A 17,117-nucleotide genomic window follows, 5' to 3' on the forward strand; every position below is an offset into this window, starting at 1 on the left:
GCTCATTACAACACAGGAAATAAGTAGAAGACCATGGCTGATATAAAAATACTCCATAATCCGCGTTGCTCAAAAAGTCGCGAAACCCTTAAGTTACTTGAAGACAAAGGTATTGCGCCTGAGGTGATTGAATATCTCAAGACACCGCTGACAGCAGCAGAACTGCGCGAGCTGTACCAACAGTTGGGTTTTAGCGACGTAAAACAAATGATGCGTGTTAAAGAAGCCGAATATCAGCAAGCCGGTTTAAACGCGGCTGACACCACCGACGATCAACGCTTTGCGGCTATGGTGGAATACCCTAAATTACTGGAGCGTCCAGTAGTGATTAACGGTGATAAAGCCAGAATCGGCCGCCCGCCAGAATCTGTCCTGGAAATTCTGTAAGCATGGGGCCGGTACTCATTTTGTATTACAGTCGGCACGGGGCCACTGAGCAACTGGCCCGCGCCATTGCTGTAGGCGTTGAAGCGGCCGGCGCAACGGCGCGTATCCGCACCGTGCCACCTGTTTCTTCTGATCCTGATGCAGAACAACCTGATGATCCGACTACCGGCCCTCCCTATGCAATCCTGGACGATTTAACCGAATGCAGTGCATTGGCGCTGGGCAGTCCCACCCGCTTTGGCAATATGGCGGCACCGTTAAAACATTTTCTCGATCGCACCAGTGGCTTATGGTTAAACGGCGCTTTAATTAATAAACCCGCTTGTGTGTTTACCTCCACATCCAGTATGCACGGCGGTCAGGAATCCACCTTACAAAGCATGATGATTCCTCTGCTTCATCACGGTATGATCATCGCGGGTTTACCCTATTCAGAACCCGCGTTACATACCACAACCACTGGCGGTACTCCTTACGGGGTTAGCCACGTTACGCTTAATCAAAACCGGGCATTAAGTGAGGAAGAAAAGCAGTTGTGTCACGCCCAGGGCAAAAGACTGGCACAACTGGCCGGTGCAATAAACACCATGACGACTGAAAAAGGCAAAGCAGTATGACCCCGATGGCAGCAAAAACAAAACAATTCAGACTACTGGCGCTGGTGAGTCATCTTGGCCTGTTAGCGTGGATATCCGTGTGGCAACTATTTTTAACAAGTGACCAGCAGTATTCCCTTGTCTTCATCTTTCTGCTGTACATTTTACCTCTATTATTACCGTTACCGGGCATTATTAAAGGCAAACCCTATACCCATGCCTGGGCAAACTTTGTGGTGTTGTATTACCTGCTGCATGGCCTTACTGTTTTTTACGCCGTTGAAGAAGAGCGTTGGCTTGCCGGTATAGAGATATTGCTGGTGGTTGGCATGTTTACCGGCTGTAGCGTGTTTGCCAGACTACGCGGGCGCGAGTTGGGTCTTGGCCTTAAAAAGCTGAAAGAAGAGATGAACGAAGAATGCGAGAGGTTTACCAAACGCTCCTGAACACCCGGTTGCCAGTTTTACTGGCACTGGCTTTAGCAATAGCAGGCTGTGGTGGCGGCGCTGACAGCTCGTCACCCAATTCTGAGTTACCGGTTAACGCAAACCAGCACGCCGAACCGGTAATAGCAGCTGACGGCCTGCAACTTTTTGGTGAACTCAACGCCGAGGTTTTTTCGGCCTCCGGCTTTGTGGTGTTAAGCGCCGACAACGATCCGCTGGCTACGGTTGAATGGCAGCAGCTCAGTGGCCCGCCGTTACATTTACTGGCCGCCCATACCCAGGCTATTGGTTTTGATTTGCCAGCCTCTGGCCAGTATGAACTGGCCATTTTAGCCACCACAGCCAGTGGTGCTCAACGCCAGCTTCGTTTTACCCTTGAAGCCCTCGCCAGCAGTGATGAAAACCGTGCCGCTATTCGCCTTGATCATATGGCTACGGAACGCGGCAGAGTGTCACTGCGGGTCGACTCAGATACCAGTAAAATCATTACCGATATTGTCTGGGAACAGCTTGCTGGACCCACCGTAAACGATATTGAATATCAGGCAGATGTTACCGCCGGCCCTTTGCACAGCGCTTTTTTTGCTGCCCCCGAAGTCGATTCGGATGAGGTTATGGTTTTCGCCGCCACACTGACCTTTGATGATGGTGCCACCGCCAGCGATAAAGTGTATGTGGGAATAAACGATGCGCCCACGGACCGTCGCGGCATTTTTACTCAGAATGAGCAGTTTGTTACTACCGATATGCAGCCCTACCGGGCGGATTCGCCCTGGGCTCAGGCGCTGAAACGCTGTGTTTATACTAATCTGTTAACCGACAGTTGTTCCTTTGCGGAGCTACCGCTCATTGGCATGCAAACCCAGCACCCGGATATCGACACCATATTAGATAAAACCCTGGTTTCCCATCCCTGGATGGGCGATCGGTTTGCCGAGTTTTTGCGCCAGTCGGCCACTGCAGAAGACATGCTGAATTTACTTCGCGGCGTTACCGCTATTGTGATTTCTTACGATATCAGGCCGTCATTTTACTGGGTACGTACCGGGGCAATTTACCTGGACGCCCGCAATTTCTGGCGCACACCGGCAGAGCGGGATACCCTGAATACCGCACCGGATTACCGCAGTAATTTTGGTGACGAACTACAATTTGGCATTTACTGGCGCTACGTTAAAAACAATCAGTACTATTATCCGCAACCTGCCCTGGCAGAAAGTCAGCGAAACAGCCGGGATCTGGCGCAGTCAGAAGCTGCGCTCGCCTGGTTGCTGTATCACGAACTGGCCCACGCCAATGATTTTTTCCCGCCTGCAGCATGGGCCGGTATTGATAGCAACCAGACACCACTAAGCTATTTTCAGCGCAACCCGGCAAATTCAACCCGACTTGACTCTTTCTATCCTTTACAGTCGGCAGCGCTGGCGGGGTTGGCTCAGGTATCTTTTGGCGGTGCTTCAGCCGCTGTGGAACAACGTCAGTTTACCCCCGCCCAGGCGGCCGATGAATTTAGTGCTGACATTGCGCCGGCTTATTATGCTTACTATACCGAGCGGGAAGATTTCGCCACCCTGTTCGAAAGGTTTATGATGTTATACCGGCTCAACGTTAGTGCTGATGCCGGTGTGATTGGCCAGGATGATAATCCCGATGCCCTGCTCACCTGGGGTCAACGAGACCGGATTAATCAGGATAGCCTGCAAGCACGAACAGCTTTTGTAGTGGAGAGGATACTACCGCAGCTCAACGTAGCTCAGTTGCAAAGCCAGCTGCCCGGCCCACAACCACTGAGGGCCGGTGTATCCTGGTACGATTTTGCTGCTTTAACCGAACAATCCGGGGTTTTACTCAGGCTTAACCGTGCAACGTCAGAACAATTCAGGCCGCCTTTACAGCAACCACTGGCAGACCATCATTTACGCTATTAATGACTGGCGTCGGGATCTTCCGCCAGTTCACGTTTAACCAGCGCCACGGAGATTTTCTTTTGCTCTTGTAAGGAACGCTGATCGAGCCTGTCGAGTAAGGCCATCAGGCTCGGTAAATCGCGCTGACTATGATTAAGCAAATAATGAAGTGCCTGGGCCGATAACACCAAACCACGCTGTTGGGCTCTGGCTGTTAAGATTTCACCGCGTTGTTCATCGGTAAGTGAGGCCATGGCGTAGGTCAGGCCGGCGCTAAGTCGGGAGCGAAGATCCGGTAATTCAACCTCAATGGCGTTTGGATTTGCCTGAGCAGCAATAATAAGTAAGCCAATACGCGTCTCGCTTACCCGGTTGATTAAATCAAACACCGCCTCTTCCCAGTGGGCATCACCGGTAATGGCATCCAGATTATCCAGACATATCACTGGAAGCTGCTCCAGCGCATCAAGCAGTTTAGGCGATAGTCCCAGAACATCGGCAAAGTTTACATAGGCATGGGGAATTTCGCGGGCTGCCAACTGGTGACAGGTTGCATACAATAAGTGACTCTTACCCCGCCCCGACGGACCAGTTACATTGATCAAAGGAATAGACGCCGCATCTAGCAGCGCTAACGCTGGCTCGCCGCGCCAATCAGGACTGTGACCGGCAATACAACTCAGTAAGGTATAGACCTCATCATTAGCGCCCGGAACAAAACTGGCAAAGGTTTCGTCGTCTGGTAGGGTTACAGCCAAAGGAAGTTGCATTGTCACTGACTCCAGAAATAATGCATGCCTTCCAACGGCTGACCAAATGCATCGGTCAGCGGCTGTAGCTGTTTATCCAGCGCCAGTACTGAACGTAAGTCCTGCTCATTGCCAAGCAGATTAAGCTGAAAAGTGCTGACCATTCCCTGTTGCTGAATCAGCATTACATTGTCTGTGACACTTAAATTTTGCAGATACGCCTGAACAGCTACTACCGCAGCAAGACTCGACAAATTTCCCACCGAAATCGACACCGACTGCGCAGCATCTCCCTCGCCCGGTAAAATCGCAAAATTCTGGCCGAGGTAATTAGCATAATCATTAATAAAGCCGGCAATTAACTGCGCCGGCTCATCACCAATCACCGTTTGATGAGTAACCGTATAGGCACCCTGCGAAGCCGCTAAATAGAGATAGTCCAGCGAGTAGCGCCCTTTTCTGGCACGTGCCGCAATAGTAGAAAATTCTTCCTGGGTAAACACGGGGCCTGCGTCGGCTTCTTTTTCCACCCAGCACATTTCGATCGCGTCCATTTCGGCAGGAAGCGGCAGTTCCACTGTGCCAAATTCATTTAAACGCAGTGCTGGCAGATGAAAAGGCTCCGGGATAAAACGGGAGGAAACGGGACGCTCTGGTCGACGATAAACCACTTCACGGGTGCGGTTTGGGTACAATCTGGCGCCTAATACGTAATCGACGTTATAGCGCTTAGCCGCATTGACTAATTGTTCCGGAAACATTCCCCATACATCATAACCATTAATGGTCAGGGTATCGTCAATATCCATTAATGGCAGCGCCAGTGGCACACCGCGACTAACAGTTTGCTGACGCACTGCCTGAGCTAACGCTGAGGTGTTACCATCATCGACAATCCGACGTTCGCCTTCGTCGTCTTCAACAACCAGCCATAACAACGCATCAGGGCGGCGACTACCCCAGATTGGCATACGTAATCTGACCAGCTCACTTTCAATGAGATCACGGTCAAATTCTGCCACCAGATACAGCTGCCCTTGCTCTTCGGTAAAGCGATAGGCGCGTAAATACCGATTGGCATTTTGGCGGATCGTATCCACCGCCTGATAATCATTAATATCCTGCTGACCGGTAATCCTGACCAGCAGTTGTTCTATTGCCTGACGGGTCCCTTTACTCAGAGTCCGGCTTGCGCGGTTTTCAACCGGCACCTTCCCCGTTGCCAGCTCAACCGTACTGCTCGCGAAGGCGACAGACAGCACAGAGCATCCCATCAGCAGAGCAAGACCGGCGGTCAGCACCGACATTTTTTTACGTAGATTTTTGAATTCAGGCACTGGCAAAGACTTTACAAACTCCATGTTCATCAGCGAAATAGTGCGCGAGCAAAAGACGTTTCATTGTTATCTATTTAAACACGTTTTTCACCTTAATTATTGGCTTATCTGTACCCCGATGACGAATAACTGCGCCGACTGACGACTATTTGTACAGGCCTGGTCTTAAACATTGGTGCAATTTACCGTGTTAAGCCGGGTTACACATTGGACTTACCCCCGGATACTGGTAGAATCCGCGCATTCAAACCTGTCCATGTAACAAGGCTTACCCGTGTCTGAAAAAAATACGTCATTAAGTTATAAAGATGCCGGTGTCGATATCGACGCTGGAAACCAACTCGTTGAACGCATTAAGTCCGTAACCAAACGTACTCATCGCCCCGAAGTTCGTGGTGGTCTGGGCGGTTTTGGCGCATTGTGTTCGCTACCGGAAAAGTACAAAAATCCGTTATTGGTATCTGGCACTGATGGCGTAGGCACCAAATTACGCCTGGCAATGGATTTTGAGCGCCACGACAGTGTGGGTATCGATCTGGTCGCTATGTGCGTTAACGATTTAATCGTACAAGGCGCCGAGCCGCTGTTTTTCCTGGATTACTATGCCACTGGCAAATTAAACGTAGATACTGCTGCGGCGGTAGTATCGGGTATCGGTACCGGCTGCGAACAGGCTGGTTGTGCCCTGATTGGTGGCGAAACTGCTGAAATGCCCGGCATGTACCATGGCGACGATTACGATATCGCGGGCTTCTGCGTAGGTGTAGTGGAAGCTGATGACGCTATCGATGGCAGCACCGTAAAAGCCGGTCAAAAACTACTGGCACTGGGTTCTTCTGGCCCGCATTCAAACGGTTACTCGCTGATCCGTAAAATTATCGAAGTCAGCGGCGCAGATGTAAATGCCGACCTTAATGGCACACCGGTTATCGACCAGTTACTGGCACCTACCCGCATTTACGTTAAATCTGTTCTTAAACTGCTGGAAAGCGTTAAAGTGGCGGCTATTTCACATATCACCGGTGGTGGTTTCTGGGAAAATATCCCGCGCGTATTACCCGCAGATAAAAAAGCCGTGGTTGATGCAAGCAGCTGGCAATGGCCTACCGTATTTAACTGGTTGCAGGACAACGGTAACGTAGAAACCCACGAAATGTACCGTACTTTCAACTGTGGTGTTGGTCTGGTACTGGTGGTTGACGAACAGGATGTTGAAGCCGCGTTAAGCATTTTAAACGACGCTGGTGAAAACGCCTGGTTACTGGGCGAAATCGCCGATCTGGACGGTGACAACCAGGTTGAGATCAATTAGTAATATGAGTACACAACCTAACATTTGCGTCATGATATCCGGTAATGGCTCTAATTTACAAGCCATTATCGATTGGGTAGAAGCGGGTAAGATTAACGCTAAAATTGCCTGCGTCATCTCAAACCGTCCTGACGCATATGGTCTGGAGCGTGCCCGTGAAGCGGGCATAGAGGCAATTTGTCTGGATCACAAAGACTTTGCCGAACGTGAAGCATACGATCAGGAACTGATGGCTACGCTGGATAGCTTTCAACCCGATTGTGTTGTGCTGGCCGGCTTTATGCGCATACTCACCAGTGAGTTTGTTGAACATTTTAGTGGCCGGCTATTGAACATTCACCCATCTTTGTTGCCTAAGTACAAGGGTTTAAATACCCATCAGCGCGCACTGGACAACGGTGACGATGAACACGGCCTGAGTGTTCATTTTGTTACGCCTGAACTTGACGGCGGCCCCGTCATCATTCAATGTAAAGTCCCGGTGTTTGATGATGATGACGCCGACGCTCTGGCCCAAAGGGTTCAGGAGCAAGAACGTAGTATTTACCCGCTAGTGGTTCACTGGTTTTGCAGTGGCCGGCTTACAATGAACAACAATAAGGCATTATTAGATGGTAAAGTTCTTCCGGACAACGGTTACGCGAACGACTAAATCTATTGCGCTGACACTTTTGTCAGCGCTTCTTTGTGTGTCAGCCAGAGCCGACACAAACGCAGCACAATCCACTCCCTTACTCACCCCTTTCGAAGCCGTTTATTACGCTTATAAGTGGGATGATAACCTTGGCTCGGCGAAAATTTCTCTGGAGCAATTATCAGAAGGACTGTACTCCCTTACCTATCAATCCAAGGTCTCCAAATTTTTCTTGTCGGATAAGCGCTTTGAGCATTCCATCTTTTTAGTTGAGGATGATCATCTTATTCCGCAGCAATATAACTATTCCCGCACTGGCACTGGTCCGGATAAAAATCTGAAAGTAGAATTTCCGGCGCAGGATGGCGGTCAGATCCAGATAGAAAATGACGATGAATCCTTTTCCTTGCCCTGGCAGGGCGAACTGGACAATCAGTTGTATCGTCTCGATGCGCCGATTCGTCTGGCCCGTGGTGAAAAGGAACTAAGTTACGATTTCATTAATTACCGCGGACAACAACGCAACTATGGCCTGCAAGTACTGGGCGAAGAGATAGTGGATTTACCCTACGGAAAAATTCAGGCTATTAAAGTCCAGATCGTGCGCAATTCCAAAAGCCGTATGACCCTGGCCTGGTTCGCTCCTGCGCTTAATTACCAGTTGGTACGCTTACAACAATTTAAAGATGGTGATGAGCAGGGTGATTTACGATTAAAAGCCTACTCAACAACCAGTTCAGCGCCGTAAGTGGCTTGATGGCAGGTGCGCTGAGTACCTGCCAGGGCGCATTTTTCCCCTCTTAACACGTTTTCCGTCACGAATTTATGACAGCGCACACGGTAAATGTCACAACACTATCACTTGATTTTTTGCCCCAGCGAAGATAGCTTTAAGACATCTGGTCAGACCTCGGACAATAATGTGAGGAAAACAAATGTCTGATTTTATTTGGGTATTACTGGTCGTTCTGTCTTTGTGTATCGCCGCTTATCAACGACAGTCATTAGTTAACGCCTTGTTGATCGCTGCCGGGGTATTAATGCTGGGCAGCATTTTTGGTTCTCTTGGCATACTCAGCTGGTTGCTCTTTGCCCTGCTCGCTGCGCCCTTTGCCATTGCGTCTATTCGCATACCTTACCTTACCAAACCCATGTTGGCGTTTTATCGCAAAGTCATGCCAGAAATGTCGAGTACCGAACAGGAAGCCATTGATGCGGGCACCGTATGGTGGGACGGCGACATTTTTTCCGGCCGCCCCGACTGGCAAAAATTGCATGCTATTCCCATGGGGCGTTTGACGCCCGAAGAGCAGGCCTTTCTTGACGGCCCGGTCGATCGTGTTTGTAACATGATTGATGAGTGGCAGGTTAATCACAAGGATGCTGATTTGCCGCCAGAAGTCTGGGCCTACCTGAAAGAACACAAATTCTTCGCCATGATCATCAAAAAAGAATACGGTGGTCTGGAATTTTCCGCTTTTGCGCAATCCCGGGTTATCCAGAAACTGGCCGGAACCAGTGCGGTTTTATCAAGCACGGTAGGTGTGCCTAATTCACTCGGTCCCGGCGAATTACTGCAACACTATGGTACCGAGGCACAAAAGAATCATTATCTGCCACGACTGGCCAATGGCGATGAAATTCCGTGTTTTGCACTCACCAGTCCCGAAGCGGGCTCAGATGCCGGCGCCATCCCGGATCAAGGCATCGTTTGCAAAGGCCAGTGGCAGGGTGAAGAAGTGCTTGGCATGAAACTCACGTTTGACAAACGATACATTACCCTGGCGCCGGTTGCCACGGTCATTGGCCTGGCCTTTAAGCTCTATGATCCGGACGGTTTGCTGGGTAACCAGAAAGAACTGGGCATTACCTGCGCGCTGATCCCTCATGATACCGAGGGGCTTGATGTTGGACGCCGTCATTTTCCTCTGAACACGCCGTTTCAGAATGGCCCAGTACGAGGTAAGGACATTTTTGTTCCACTGGACTTTATTATTGGTGGCGCCGATATGGCCGGTAAAGGCTGGCGTATGCTGATGGAATGCCTGTCGGTGGGCCGCTGTATCACCCTGCCCTCAACGTCGGCTGGCGGCGCAAAATCCTGCGCCATGGCTACCGGCGCCTACGCCCGGATACGACGCCAGTTTAAAATCCCTATCGGCCATATGGAAGGTGTGGAAGAAATGCTTGCTCGTATAGGCGGTAATGCTTATCTGATGGATGCGGTGACTCGTTTTTCCACAGTAGGCGTTGACCTGGGTGAAAAACCTTCGGTTATTTCTGCCATTTGTAAGTATCATCTTACCGAACGTTCGCGCATTACGATCAATGACGCCATGGATGTGCACGGTGGTAAAGGCATTATGTTAGGCCCGAATAACTATTTAGGCCGTGGCTATCAGGGTATGCCGATTTCCATTACGGTGGAAGGCGCGAATATCCTTACCCGTAACATGATGATATTTGGTCAGGGCGCCATGCGCTGTCATCCGTTTGTGCTGGATGAAATCAAAGCCGCCGCCCTGAAAGACGAACAGGAAGCGCTGGCTGCCTTTGATAAAGCGGTGTTTGGCCATATTGGTTTTGCCCTGGCAAACGCATATCGCAGTATCTGGTTTACCCTGACCGGCGGATACTTTCACCAGTCACCGTTTAAAGACAGTACGGCACGTTATTACCAGTTATTACAGGGATACAGTGCTAACCTGGCATTATTAACTGACTTATCCATGGGCTTGTTAGGGGGTTCCTTAAAACGACGGGAACGTCTCTCAGCACGGCTCGGCGATATCCTCAGTTACATTTATCTGGCCAGCGCAACGCTTAAACGTTATGACGAAGAAGGACGTCAACATGACGATTTACCCTTGTTACACTGGGCCATGCAGGATCTGATTTACAGCCTGGAAACGTCCTTAATGGATTTTCTGGATAACTTCCCGAACAAATGGCTGGGCATCATTCTTAAGCTTAAACTCATCCCTTTTGGTCACCGGGTAGCCAAACCCAGTGACAAAACCGAACATGCTATTGCCCGACTGCTGCAGCAGCCAAGTAGTGCCCGAACGCGCCTGGGGAATGGCCAGTATCTGACCCGTGAACCCGGCAGCCTGCCAGGTGAACTGGAACAAACCCTGGCCGATGTCATCGCGGCTGAGCCCGTGTTTGATAATATCTGCCGGGCATTAGGAGAAAAACGCCCTTTCACCCAACTCGATGCGCTAGCTGACGAAGCACTGGCAAAAAATATTATCAGTGAGGAAGACGCTGAGTTACTCAGAAGAACCGAACACGGCCGGGCTAAAGTGGTTGCCGTGGATGACTTTGACCCGGAAGAACTGGTTGCTGCGATTCGCTAAGAAGCGGCTACATCCAAAAGTTAAAAGGAACCTGCGGGTTCCTTTTTTAGTGGATTAAGCGGAAACAATTTGACTCATTTCGCTGGCAAACCACTGGTGTTTATAACGCCAGTACCATTGCCACTTCGCCGACAAAATCAGCGGTAGAAACGGTGCCCCAGAAGCGGCTGTCACGAGAATTATCCCGATTGTCGCCCAGAAAGAAATAGTGATGAGCCGGGACCTCGACCGTTTGAAACACGCCCACCGGACGATTTGGGTTACGCTGAATGAGGTAATTTTTGTCACCCAGAAACTCCCGGTAGATTTTATTATCGTCATCAACGCGTAAAAATTCTGTTCGTAATACTTTGCCGTTAACCGTAATAACGTCCCCTTCAATTACAATAGTATCACCCGGTAATCCAATCAGGCGTTTAACGTAGGGCGTCTCACTATCGGGCGGGTAAAAAACATAGATCTCGCCCCGTTGCAGCATTGACTCATCTTTTACCTGCGTATTGTTGAGAGTGACGCCGTAACTACCGTAGTCACCAAAACCCCATTTTTTCACGATAATATACTCACCCACTTTCAGGGTCGGGTTCATAGACGTTGCCGGAATACTGAACGGCTCGTAGCAAAACGCGCGAAATAAAAACACCAGGCTATAAAATATCGTGAAGATGGCTGGAATAGCCCACCATTTTGCATACCACCGCCTGACTTTTTGCGTTGAATAGGCCCTGCAAAGCAAATAAGCGTGCACCGCACATACCAGCGTAAACAACCAGTTAAGATAAACGTAATTTAGCCAGTGACTTGGGGGAATTGATTTGTGGAGCACATAATCAAGGACTGCTACCACTAAGGACAACAGAAAATACCGCCAGAACAGTGTTCCTTGATTGACGTACAAAAAGGCAAAAGGCGGTAACAGGATACCCAGCAACAGCGTAATCCAGCCCTTGGGCTTCCATTCCATCATTGTGCTCCTTTGGCTGCTATCTTGCCCGCGCACCATCCAGTAACCGTTGCTTCTCGGCCGCTGAAATGAAAGCCTGGTGCACCCCGTTCATTTGCACCTGTCGCAGCTGCTCAACGGTTAGCCCGATTACTTCATGGGCTACGCGGTATTCGTGACTGATATCAATGGCCGAAACGCCAGGATCATCGGTATTGAGTGTCACTTCTATGCCCGCTTGCAAAAAGCGTTTTAACGGATGATTTGCCGTATCGATCACGGTGGCGGTCTGATAATTGGAGGTCGGACAGGCTTCTATCCCAATGCGTTGGTCCGCCAGATACTGCATTAGTCGCTCATCGTGTTGCGCTGCTACACCATGGCCTATTCGGCTTGCACCCAACAGCTCGATGGCATTCCAGATACTCTGCGGCCCATCCGCTTCGCCTGCATGTACGGTTATCTGCCAGCCAGCATCCCTGGCCTGTTTAAAATGTTCGACGAAAATCGGCGCAGGATAGCCAAGCTCATCGCCAGCCAGATCTAATGCAGTGATATGCGCTTTATGGGCCAGCAGTCCAGCTAACTCCTGAGTACAGGCGTCGGTACCGAAGGTTCGACTTAAGATGCCGATAAGATTGTATTTTAACGCAAAATCACGTTCACCATCAGCACAGCCCTGAACAACCGCAGCCACCACATCAGCGACATTTAAACCATGATGTTGCGCCATGTAATAAGGAGAAAAACGCAGTTCCACATAGTCCAGTCCGCTAAGACTGGCGTCCTGCATGTTTTCGTAAGCAATACGATAGCAGGCATCCGGATTAGCTAATACCGACACGCCATAATCCAGCTTAGCTAAAAACGCGAGTAAGTCAGCCGTTTTATCCTGTATCTGGCACAGCGGCAGTAATTCATCAAGTGAATTGGCAGGTAACGCCAGATTATGCTGAGCAGCTAGTTCCCAAATGGTTAACGGGCGGATATTACCGTCGAGATGACGGTGAATATCCACCAGAGGAAGGTTGGGATCGATCACAAAGATTTAGTTGATTTGTAACTTGTCCATCAATAGCACCGCCTGAGTACGGGTATTGATATCCAGTTTTTTGAGCGCGGCACTGATATGTGCTTTTACCGTTGCTTCAGTAACGTTCATTTCGTGGGCAATTTGTTTATTCATCATGCCAGAACGCACATACTTTAACACCTGCACCTGTTTGGGTGTCAGCTCTTTAAAACGTTCCAGCATGTCATTCATGTTGCCGCTGTTAAACGTTAGCTTTTCAGCGATTTCCGTTGGCAGCCATTGTTCGCCACTTAAAACCAGGTCAATGGCCTCGGCAATGGTTTTCGTAGGCGTGGATTTAGGAATATACCCCTGGGCCCCTAAGGTAATGGACTGCGAAATCACGTCTACATCATCGTTTGCTGAAACCATCACCACCGGCAGCGATGGAAACTTTTCCTTTACTGTAGATAAGGTATCAAACCAGTTAGCCCCAGGCATTGATAAATCCAGGAGCAGTAAATCAACATTGTTTTTGTCAATGAGGTCGATTAACACATCCGTTGATTCAGCTTCCAGAACTTCAAGTCCCTCAAACAACGGGGTTAAAGCTCCAGATAAGGCTTCTCTGAAGAGCGGGTGATCATCGGCTATTACAAACTTCATTTAGGTATAGGCCCCACTGGCAATAATATCTTTACTGTATAGGTTAATACTAAAGATTAACCTATAGAAGCAGAGAATGTCTAATTTCCTGATTTTTTTCGACTCAGGGTTGGTTTTCTGGCCCGTAGGGGTAAAATTGCCGCCCTAAAATACCCTTGCCCAAGAGATAATTGTGTCAAATAAAGACAATCTGTTCGCCACCCCATTAAATCAGGTCAGTGATTTCCAGTTTGATGATGCGGTAGCAGAAGTATTTCCAGACATGATCAGCCGCTCAATTCCCGGCTATCAGACGATTATAGAAACCATCGGTCAGCTGGCGGCCAGTAAAGTGGTCTCTGGCACCAACGTGTATGATATTGGCTGTTCATTAGGCGCCGCATCTTTCTCGGTTTCGCGCCATTGCAGTGCCGGGCAATGTCAAATCATCGCCATCGACAGTTCACCGGCCATGGTTGAGCGTTGTCGGCGTAAGGTAGAGGCATTCCAATTGCCCAACCCTATCACCGTAAAGCAAGGGTTTGCCCAGTCAGAAACCATCACCAATGCGTCCATGGTAGTGATGAATTTTACCCTGCAATTTATACCGCCGCCTGAACGCCCCGCACTGGTTCAGCAAATTTATGACGGACTGCAGCCGGGGGGGATTTTTGTTATTTCAGAAAAAATACGCCACCCGACTGAGCAGGGCAACGACCTGATCAACGACCTGCATTTACAGTTTAAGCGCGATAATGGCTACAGCGAGCTGGAAATCAGCCAAAAACGGGCCGCGCTGGAAAACGTCATGTTAATAGACACCTTTGATGTGCATAAAACCCGCCTGGAACAGGCCGGTTTTGCCGATGTGGTTATGTGGTACCGTTGTTATAATTTTATGTCGCTGGTAGCGATTAAATAAAGTAGGGCTTTTTGTTATGTCTGCGTCTGAATTATTCACCCCCTGTTACAAACAGCTGCTGGAAAGTCCACTGTCGCACTGGTTGAATACCCTGCCACAGCAAATGGACAACTGGTATCGTACAGACCTGCACGGGGAATTTAAGAAATGGCAAAAACTGGTGGCTAAATTACCTGTCACCACACCTTCGTTACTAGACCTTAAACAAACAGTGACCGTTGGTGCAAAGAGCGATATTGACGAGTACGTACAAAAACAAATTGAAGGTTTATTACGCCAGTTTATGCCATGGCGCAAAGGCCCGTATCATATTCACGGTATTCATATTGATACCGAATGGCGTTCAGACTGGAAATGGGACCGGGTATTACCACACCTTGCCCCCCTGGCCGGCCGACAAGTGCTTGATGTGGGCTGTGGCAGTGGTTACCACTTATGGCGCATGTATGGTGAAGGCGCGGCGGGCGTCTATGGTATCGACCCCACCCAACTGTTTTTTATTCAGTTTATGGCTATTAAACATTTTATTGGTGAAGCCCCGGTGCATTTTTTACCGCTGGGTATTGAGCAGATGCAGCCTTTGCAGGCCTTTGACACCGTATTTTCTATGGGCGTACTGTATCATCGTCGCGATCCTATGGAATTTTTAAATCAGCTCAAATCACAACTGCGTAAAGGTGGCCAACTGGTACTGGAAACATTGGTAGTGGATGGTGATGAGCAAACCGTACTGATGGCTGGAGAGCGTTACGCACAAATGCGCAACGTGTGGTTTTTGCCAAGTTCAAAGGCCCTGTTGGTGTGGCTGCAACGCCTTGGCTTCACCGACTGTCAGGTTGTCGATGAATGCGTTACAACCACTGACGAGCAACGAGCCACCAGCTGGATGACCACTCATTCGCTGGCCGATTTTCTTGACCCCGAAGACCCCGGTAAAACCATAGAAGGGTATCCAGCCCCCAAACGCGCGGTGATAATTGCTAACCGGGGCTAAATCACCCTTTGCTGGATTTTTAAAGCTGAACCTGCAATCGATCCCTTTTTGTGCAATGATTGGACTCGGGATCGATGTGCAGTAACTTATCGACTGAATTGGCACAGATGTTGTAACAAAATTACGTATATGCTGTGCAAATCATCAATAACTAAGGCAGCTTTATGGACATTTCTACATTTCTCGCGGCGCATCAACTTCCCGATAGCTATCGCGACATTGCACTAAAATGGTTCACGCCATTAGCTGATGAAATCTTTGCGCACCAGGAGAGTGCAAAGAAGCCTGTTTTCATCGGTGTGAATGGCTGTCAGGGGTCCGGCAAGTCAACACTTTGTGATTTTTTGGTGTATTACCTGTCACAACATAAAAAGCTTAATATAGTTTCTTTATCACTCGACGATTTTTATCTCGACAAATCCAGTCGCAACGCACTGGCAGTGAAGGTTCACCCCTTGCTGGCAACCCGTGGTGTCCCCGGTACCCATGATGTTGAGCTGGCGCAACAAACTTTCGACCGCTTACGGGGCTATGGCACCGTGTCGATTCCTCGTTTTAACAAAGCCATTGACGATCCTTACCCGGTTGTCGACTGGCCGGTCATTCATTCACCACCCGACGTTGTACTGGTAGAAGGCTGGTGCTGGGGGGTTAGCAGTCAAAGTAAAAGTCAGCTGCTGGAACCGGTGAATATTCTCGAGCGTGATGAAGACCCGCTGGGTATCTGGCGCAGTTACGTAAACAAGCAACTGGGCGAATCCTATCAGGCCCTGTTTGACCAGATGTCGTTCTGGATCATGCTTAAAGCGCCGTCCTTCGCCCAGGTGTATAACTGGCGAAAAGAGCAGGAACATAAGCTGGCAGCTAAAGTAGGTGCCAGTAAGCCACATACCGGCATTATGACCGACCTGGAAATTGAACGCTTCATTCAACACTACCAACGACTAACAGAACACAGTCTGGAAACACTGCCAGCACGTTGCAACTATGTGTTCCATTTGGATGAAACCCGTCAAATAACAAAAGTAGATAAGGCTGTTTAATGGATCAATCGAGTACTGTGATCTTTACCGATATGGACGGCACCTTGCTGGATCATCACACCTATAGTTTTGCTCCGGCACAACCCACCCTGGATGCCCTCGCCGAGCGCGGCATTCCGGTTATACCCAACACCAGTAAAACCTACGCGGAAATGACCCAACTGCGGGATAAAATTGGTTTAAATGGCCCTTTTATCATCGAAAACGGGGCCGCCGCTTATATTCCCCATGGCTTTTTTAAACAAAAGCCGGCGGGCACTATCTGGCAGGATGGTTTTTGGTGTAAATCCTTTATTTCGTCTAAAGGTTACTGGCTCAAATTACTCGACATAGTTAAAGGCGAGTTTGCCGGCGAATTTACCCATTTTAGTGTAATGAGTAATGACGAATTAGTCGCCGCGACCGGCCTTAGCGAAGACGAGGCCCGCTTAGCTGCCAAACGCCAGTATGGCGAGCCTGTAATGTGGCTTGGCAGCGAGCAACGTAAAGATGAATTTATTGCAGCCGTCAGAGATCGGGGGGCCACCCCGCTGGAAGGCGGACGGTTTATCCACATCTCCGGCGACTGTACCAAAGGCAAAGCACTTAGCTGGTTTATGGAAGAGTATCGACGGCAATCAGCCATCTCAGCCACTTCTATTGCACTGGGCGATGGTAAAAATGACATCGCCATGATGGAAGCGGCAGATATCGCTGTGCGCATTGCGTCTCCCACGCACGAGCCTCCCCAGGTTAATAAAAAAGATAATATATATACCAGCACCCTACTCGGCCCTGAGGGCTGGACAGAAATGCTTTCACAACTGCTTTCATTGAAAGATTAGGAGGACA

At 49.4% G+C, this 17,117-nt stretch carries 17 protein-coding genes; 12 read left to right on the top strand and 5 right to left on the bottom strand.

Annotated features, from left to right (window positions below; translation table 11 throughout):
* The first annotated feature begins 33 nt into the window (after nucleotides 1-33).
* Genes arsC through BFC17_RS09590 form a run of 4 tightly spaced genes read left to right on the top strand, consistent with a single transcriptional unit; the run spans nucleotide 34 to nucleotide 3,357 of the window.
* Nucleotides 34-387, top strand: coding sequence for an arsenate reductase (glutaredoxin) (gene arsC, locus BFC17_RS09575; protein ID WP_070176202.1), 354 nt, complete (start codon nucleotides 34-36; stop codon nucleotides 385-387).
* 2 nt (nucleotides 388-389) lie between these two features.
* Nucleotides 390-1,004 (top strand): NAD(P)H:quinone oxidoreductase, encoded by a 615-nt coding sequence (gene wrbA, locus BFC17_RS09580; RefSeq protein ID WP_070176203.1) that lies wholly within the window; start codon nucleotides 390-392, stop codon nucleotides 1,002-1,004.
* Nucleotides 1,005-1,009: 5 nt separating this feature from the next.
* On the top strand, nucleotides 1,010-1,429 hold the full coding sequence (locus BFC17_RS09585) for a DUF2069 domain-containing protein (RefSeq protein ID WP_070176303.1): 420 nt from the start codon (nucleotides 1,010-1,012) through the stop codon (nucleotides 1,427-1,429).
* Complete coding sequence (locus BFC17_RS09590) at nucleotides 1,402-3,357, top strand: hypothetical protein (protein ID WP_083271663.1); 1,956 nt, start codon at nucleotides 1,402-1,404, stop codon at nucleotides 3,355-3,357. The genes BFC17_RS09585 and BFC17_RS09590 overlap by 28 nt, the downstream gene beginning before the upstream one ends.
* Here BFC17_RS09590 and hda read toward each other — a convergent pair.
* Together hda and BFC17_RS09600 are read right to left on the bottom strand one after the other, a co-directional pair.
* Entirely contained in the window at nucleotides 3,354-4,106 is a 753-nt protein-coding gene (gene hda / locus BFC17_RS09595; RefSeq protein WP_070176204.1) for a DnaA regulatory inactivator Hda, read from the bottom strand. The two genes, BFC17_RS09590 and hda, sit on opposite strands and share 4 nt — an antisense overlap.
* A gap of 2 nt (nucleotides 4,107-4,108) precedes the next feature.
* Nucleotides 4,109-5,446: a DUF2066 domain-containing protein gene (locus BFC17_RS09600; protein WP_175439556.1), complete on the bottom strand. Its 1,338-nt coding sequence runs from the start codon at nucleotides 5,444-5,446 to the stop codon at nucleotides 4,109-4,111.
* A 250-nt stretch (nucleotides 5,447-5,696) separates the two neighbouring features.
* Here BFC17_RS09600 and purM point away from each other — a divergent pair, with 250 nt between their 5' ends.
* From purM to fadE, 4 genes are all read left to right on the top strand, one after another.
* On the top strand, nucleotides 5,697-6,734 hold the full coding sequence (gene purM, locus BFC17_RS09605) for a phosphoribosylformylglycinamidine cyclo-ligase (RefSeq protein WP_070176206.1): 1,038 nt from the start codon (nucleotides 5,697-5,699) through the stop codon (nucleotides 6,732-6,734).
* Nucleotides 6,735-6,738: 4 nt separating this feature from the next.
* Nucleotides 6,739-7,386 (top strand): phosphoribosylglycinamide formyltransferase, encoded by a 648-nt coding sequence (purN, locus tag BFC17_RS09610; protein WP_070176207.1) that lies wholly within the window; start codon nucleotides 6,739-6,741, stop codon nucleotides 7,384-7,386.
* Nucleotides 7,346-8,116: a DUF3108 domain-containing protein gene (locus BFC17_RS09615; protein WP_070176208.1), complete on the top strand. Its 771-nt coding sequence runs from the start codon at nucleotides 7,346-7,348 to the stop codon at nucleotides 8,114-8,116. The genes purN and BFC17_RS09615 overlap by 41 nt, the downstream gene beginning before the upstream one ends.
* A 187-nt stretch (nucleotides 8,117-8,303) precedes the next feature.
* Nucleotides 8,304-10,727 (top strand): acyl-CoA dehydrogenase FadE, encoded by a 2,424-nt coding sequence (fadE, locus tag BFC17_RS09620; RefSeq protein ID WP_070176209.1) that lies wholly within the window; start codon nucleotides 8,304-8,306, stop codon nucleotides 10,725-10,727.
* 100 nt (nucleotides 10,728-10,827) lie between these two features.
* On the opposite strand, the gene lepB is transcribed toward fadE, so the two are convergent.
* The 3 genes from lepB to BFC17_RS09635 are packed head-to-tail and all read right to left on the bottom strand — an operon-like array spanning nucleotide 10,828 to nucleotide 13,348.
* Entirely contained in the window at nucleotides 10,828-11,694 is an 867-nt protein-coding gene (gene lepB, locus BFC17_RS09625) for a signal peptidase I (protein WP_175439557.1), read from the bottom strand.
* A 16-nt stretch (nucleotides 11,695-11,710) separates the two neighbouring features.
* Complete coding sequence (gene add, locus BFC17_RS09630) at nucleotides 11,711-12,712, bottom strand: adenosine deaminase (protein ID WP_070176211.1); 1,002 nt, start codon at nucleotides 12,710-12,712, stop codon at nucleotides 11,711-11,713.
* A gap of 6 nt (nucleotides 12,713-12,718) precedes the next feature.
* Entirely contained in the window at nucleotides 12,719-13,348 is a 630-nt protein-coding gene (locus tag BFC17_RS09635; protein WP_070176212.1) for a response regulator transcription factor, read from the bottom strand.
* Between the two features lie 169 nt (nucleotides 13,349-13,517).
* Between BFC17_RS09635 and cmoA the strand changes: the two genes are divergently transcribed.
* From cmoA to BFC17_RS09655, 4 genes are all read left to right on the top strand, one after another.
* A complete protein-coding gene (gene cmoA / locus BFC17_RS09640) occupies nucleotides 13,518-14,249 on the top strand; it encodes a carboxy-S-adenosyl-L-methionine synthase CmoA (protein WP_070176213.1) in 732 nt (243 codons plus the stop codon).
* A 16-nt stretch (nucleotides 14,250-14,265) separates the two neighbouring features.
* On the top strand, nucleotides 14,266-15,243 hold the full coding sequence (gene cmoB, locus BFC17_RS09645; protein ID WP_070176214.1) for a tRNA 5-methoxyuridine(34)/uridine 5-oxyacetic acid(34) synthase CmoB: 978 nt from the start codon (nucleotides 14,266-14,268) through the stop codon (nucleotides 15,241-15,243).
* A gap of 164 nt (nucleotides 15,244-15,407) precedes the next feature.
* Nucleotides 15,408-16,286, top strand: coding sequence for a kinase (locus BFC17_RS09650; RefSeq protein WP_070176215.1), 879 nt, complete (start codon nucleotides 15,408-15,410; stop codon nucleotides 16,284-16,286).
* Nucleotides 16,286-17,110: an HAD-IIB family hydrolase gene (locus tag BFC17_RS09655; RefSeq protein WP_070176216.1), complete on the top strand. Its 825-nt coding sequence runs from the start codon at nucleotides 16,286-16,288 to the stop codon at nucleotides 17,108-17,110. The genes BFC17_RS09650 and BFC17_RS09655 overlap by 1 nt, the downstream gene beginning before the upstream one ends.
* Nucleotides 17,111-17,117: the final 7 nt, after the last annotated feature.

The sequence above is a fragment of the Marisediminitalea lipolytica genome (assembly GCF_001758465.1).
GTDB lineage: Bacteria > Pseudomonadota > Gammaproteobacteria > Enterobacterales > Alteromonadaceae > Alteromonas > Alteromonas lipolytica.

Bases quoted from the DNA above. Each gene is read 5' to 3' on its own strand.
- BFC17_RS09650 (WP_070176215.1), top strand. From the start codon at position 15,408: ATGGACATTTCTACATTTCTCGCGGCGCATCAACTTCCCGATAGCTAT.
- arsC (WP_070176202.1), top strand. From the start codon at position 34: ATGGCTGATATAAAAATACTCCATAATCCGCGTTGCTCAAAAAGTCGC.
- BFC17_RS09600 (WP_175439556.1), bottom strand. From the start codon at position 5,446: ATGGAGTTTGTAAAGTCTTTGCCAGTGCCTGAATTCAAAAATCTACGT.
- hda (WP_070176204.1), bottom strand. From the start codon at position 4,106: ATGCAACTTCCTTTGGCTGTAACCCTACCAGACGACGAAACCTTTGCC.
- BFC17_RS09585 (WP_070176303.1), top strand. From the start codon at position 1,010: ATGGCAGCAAAAACAAAACAATTCAGACTACTGGCGCTGGTGAGTCAT.
- cmoB (WP_070176214.1), top strand. From the start codon at position 14,266: ATGTCTGCGTCTGAATTATTCACCCCCTGTTACAAACAGCTGCTGGAA.
- purN (WP_070176207.1), top strand. From the start codon at position 6,739: ATGAGTACACAACCTAACATTTGCGTCATGATATCCGGTAATGGCTCT.
- BFC17_RS09615 (WP_070176208.1), top strand. From the start codon at position 7,346: ATGGTAAAGTTCTTCCGGACAACGGTTACGCGAACGACTAAATCTATT.
- lepB (WP_175439557.1), bottom strand. From the start codon at position 11,694: ATGATGGAATGGAAGCCCAAGGGCTGGATTACGCTGTTGCTGGGTATC.
- wrbA (WP_070176203.1), top strand. From the start codon at position 390: ATGGGGCCGGTACTCATTTTGTATTACAGTCGGCACGGGGCCACTGAG.
- fadE (WP_070176209.1), top strand. From the start codon at position 8,304: ATGTCTGATTTTATTTGGGTATTACTGGTCGTTCTGTCTTTGTGTATC.
- BFC17_RS09655 (WP_070176216.1), top strand. From the start codon at position 16,286: ATGGATCAATCGAGTACTGTGATCTTTACCGATATGGACGGCACCTTG.
- BFC17_RS09590 (WP_083271663.1), top strand. From the start codon at position 1,402: ATGCGAGAGGTTTACCAAACGCTCCTGAACACCCGGTTGCCAGTTTTA.
- BFC17_RS09635 (WP_070176212.1), bottom strand. From the start codon at position 13,348: ATGAAGTTTGTAATAGCCGATGATCACCCGCTCTTCAGAGAAGCCTTA.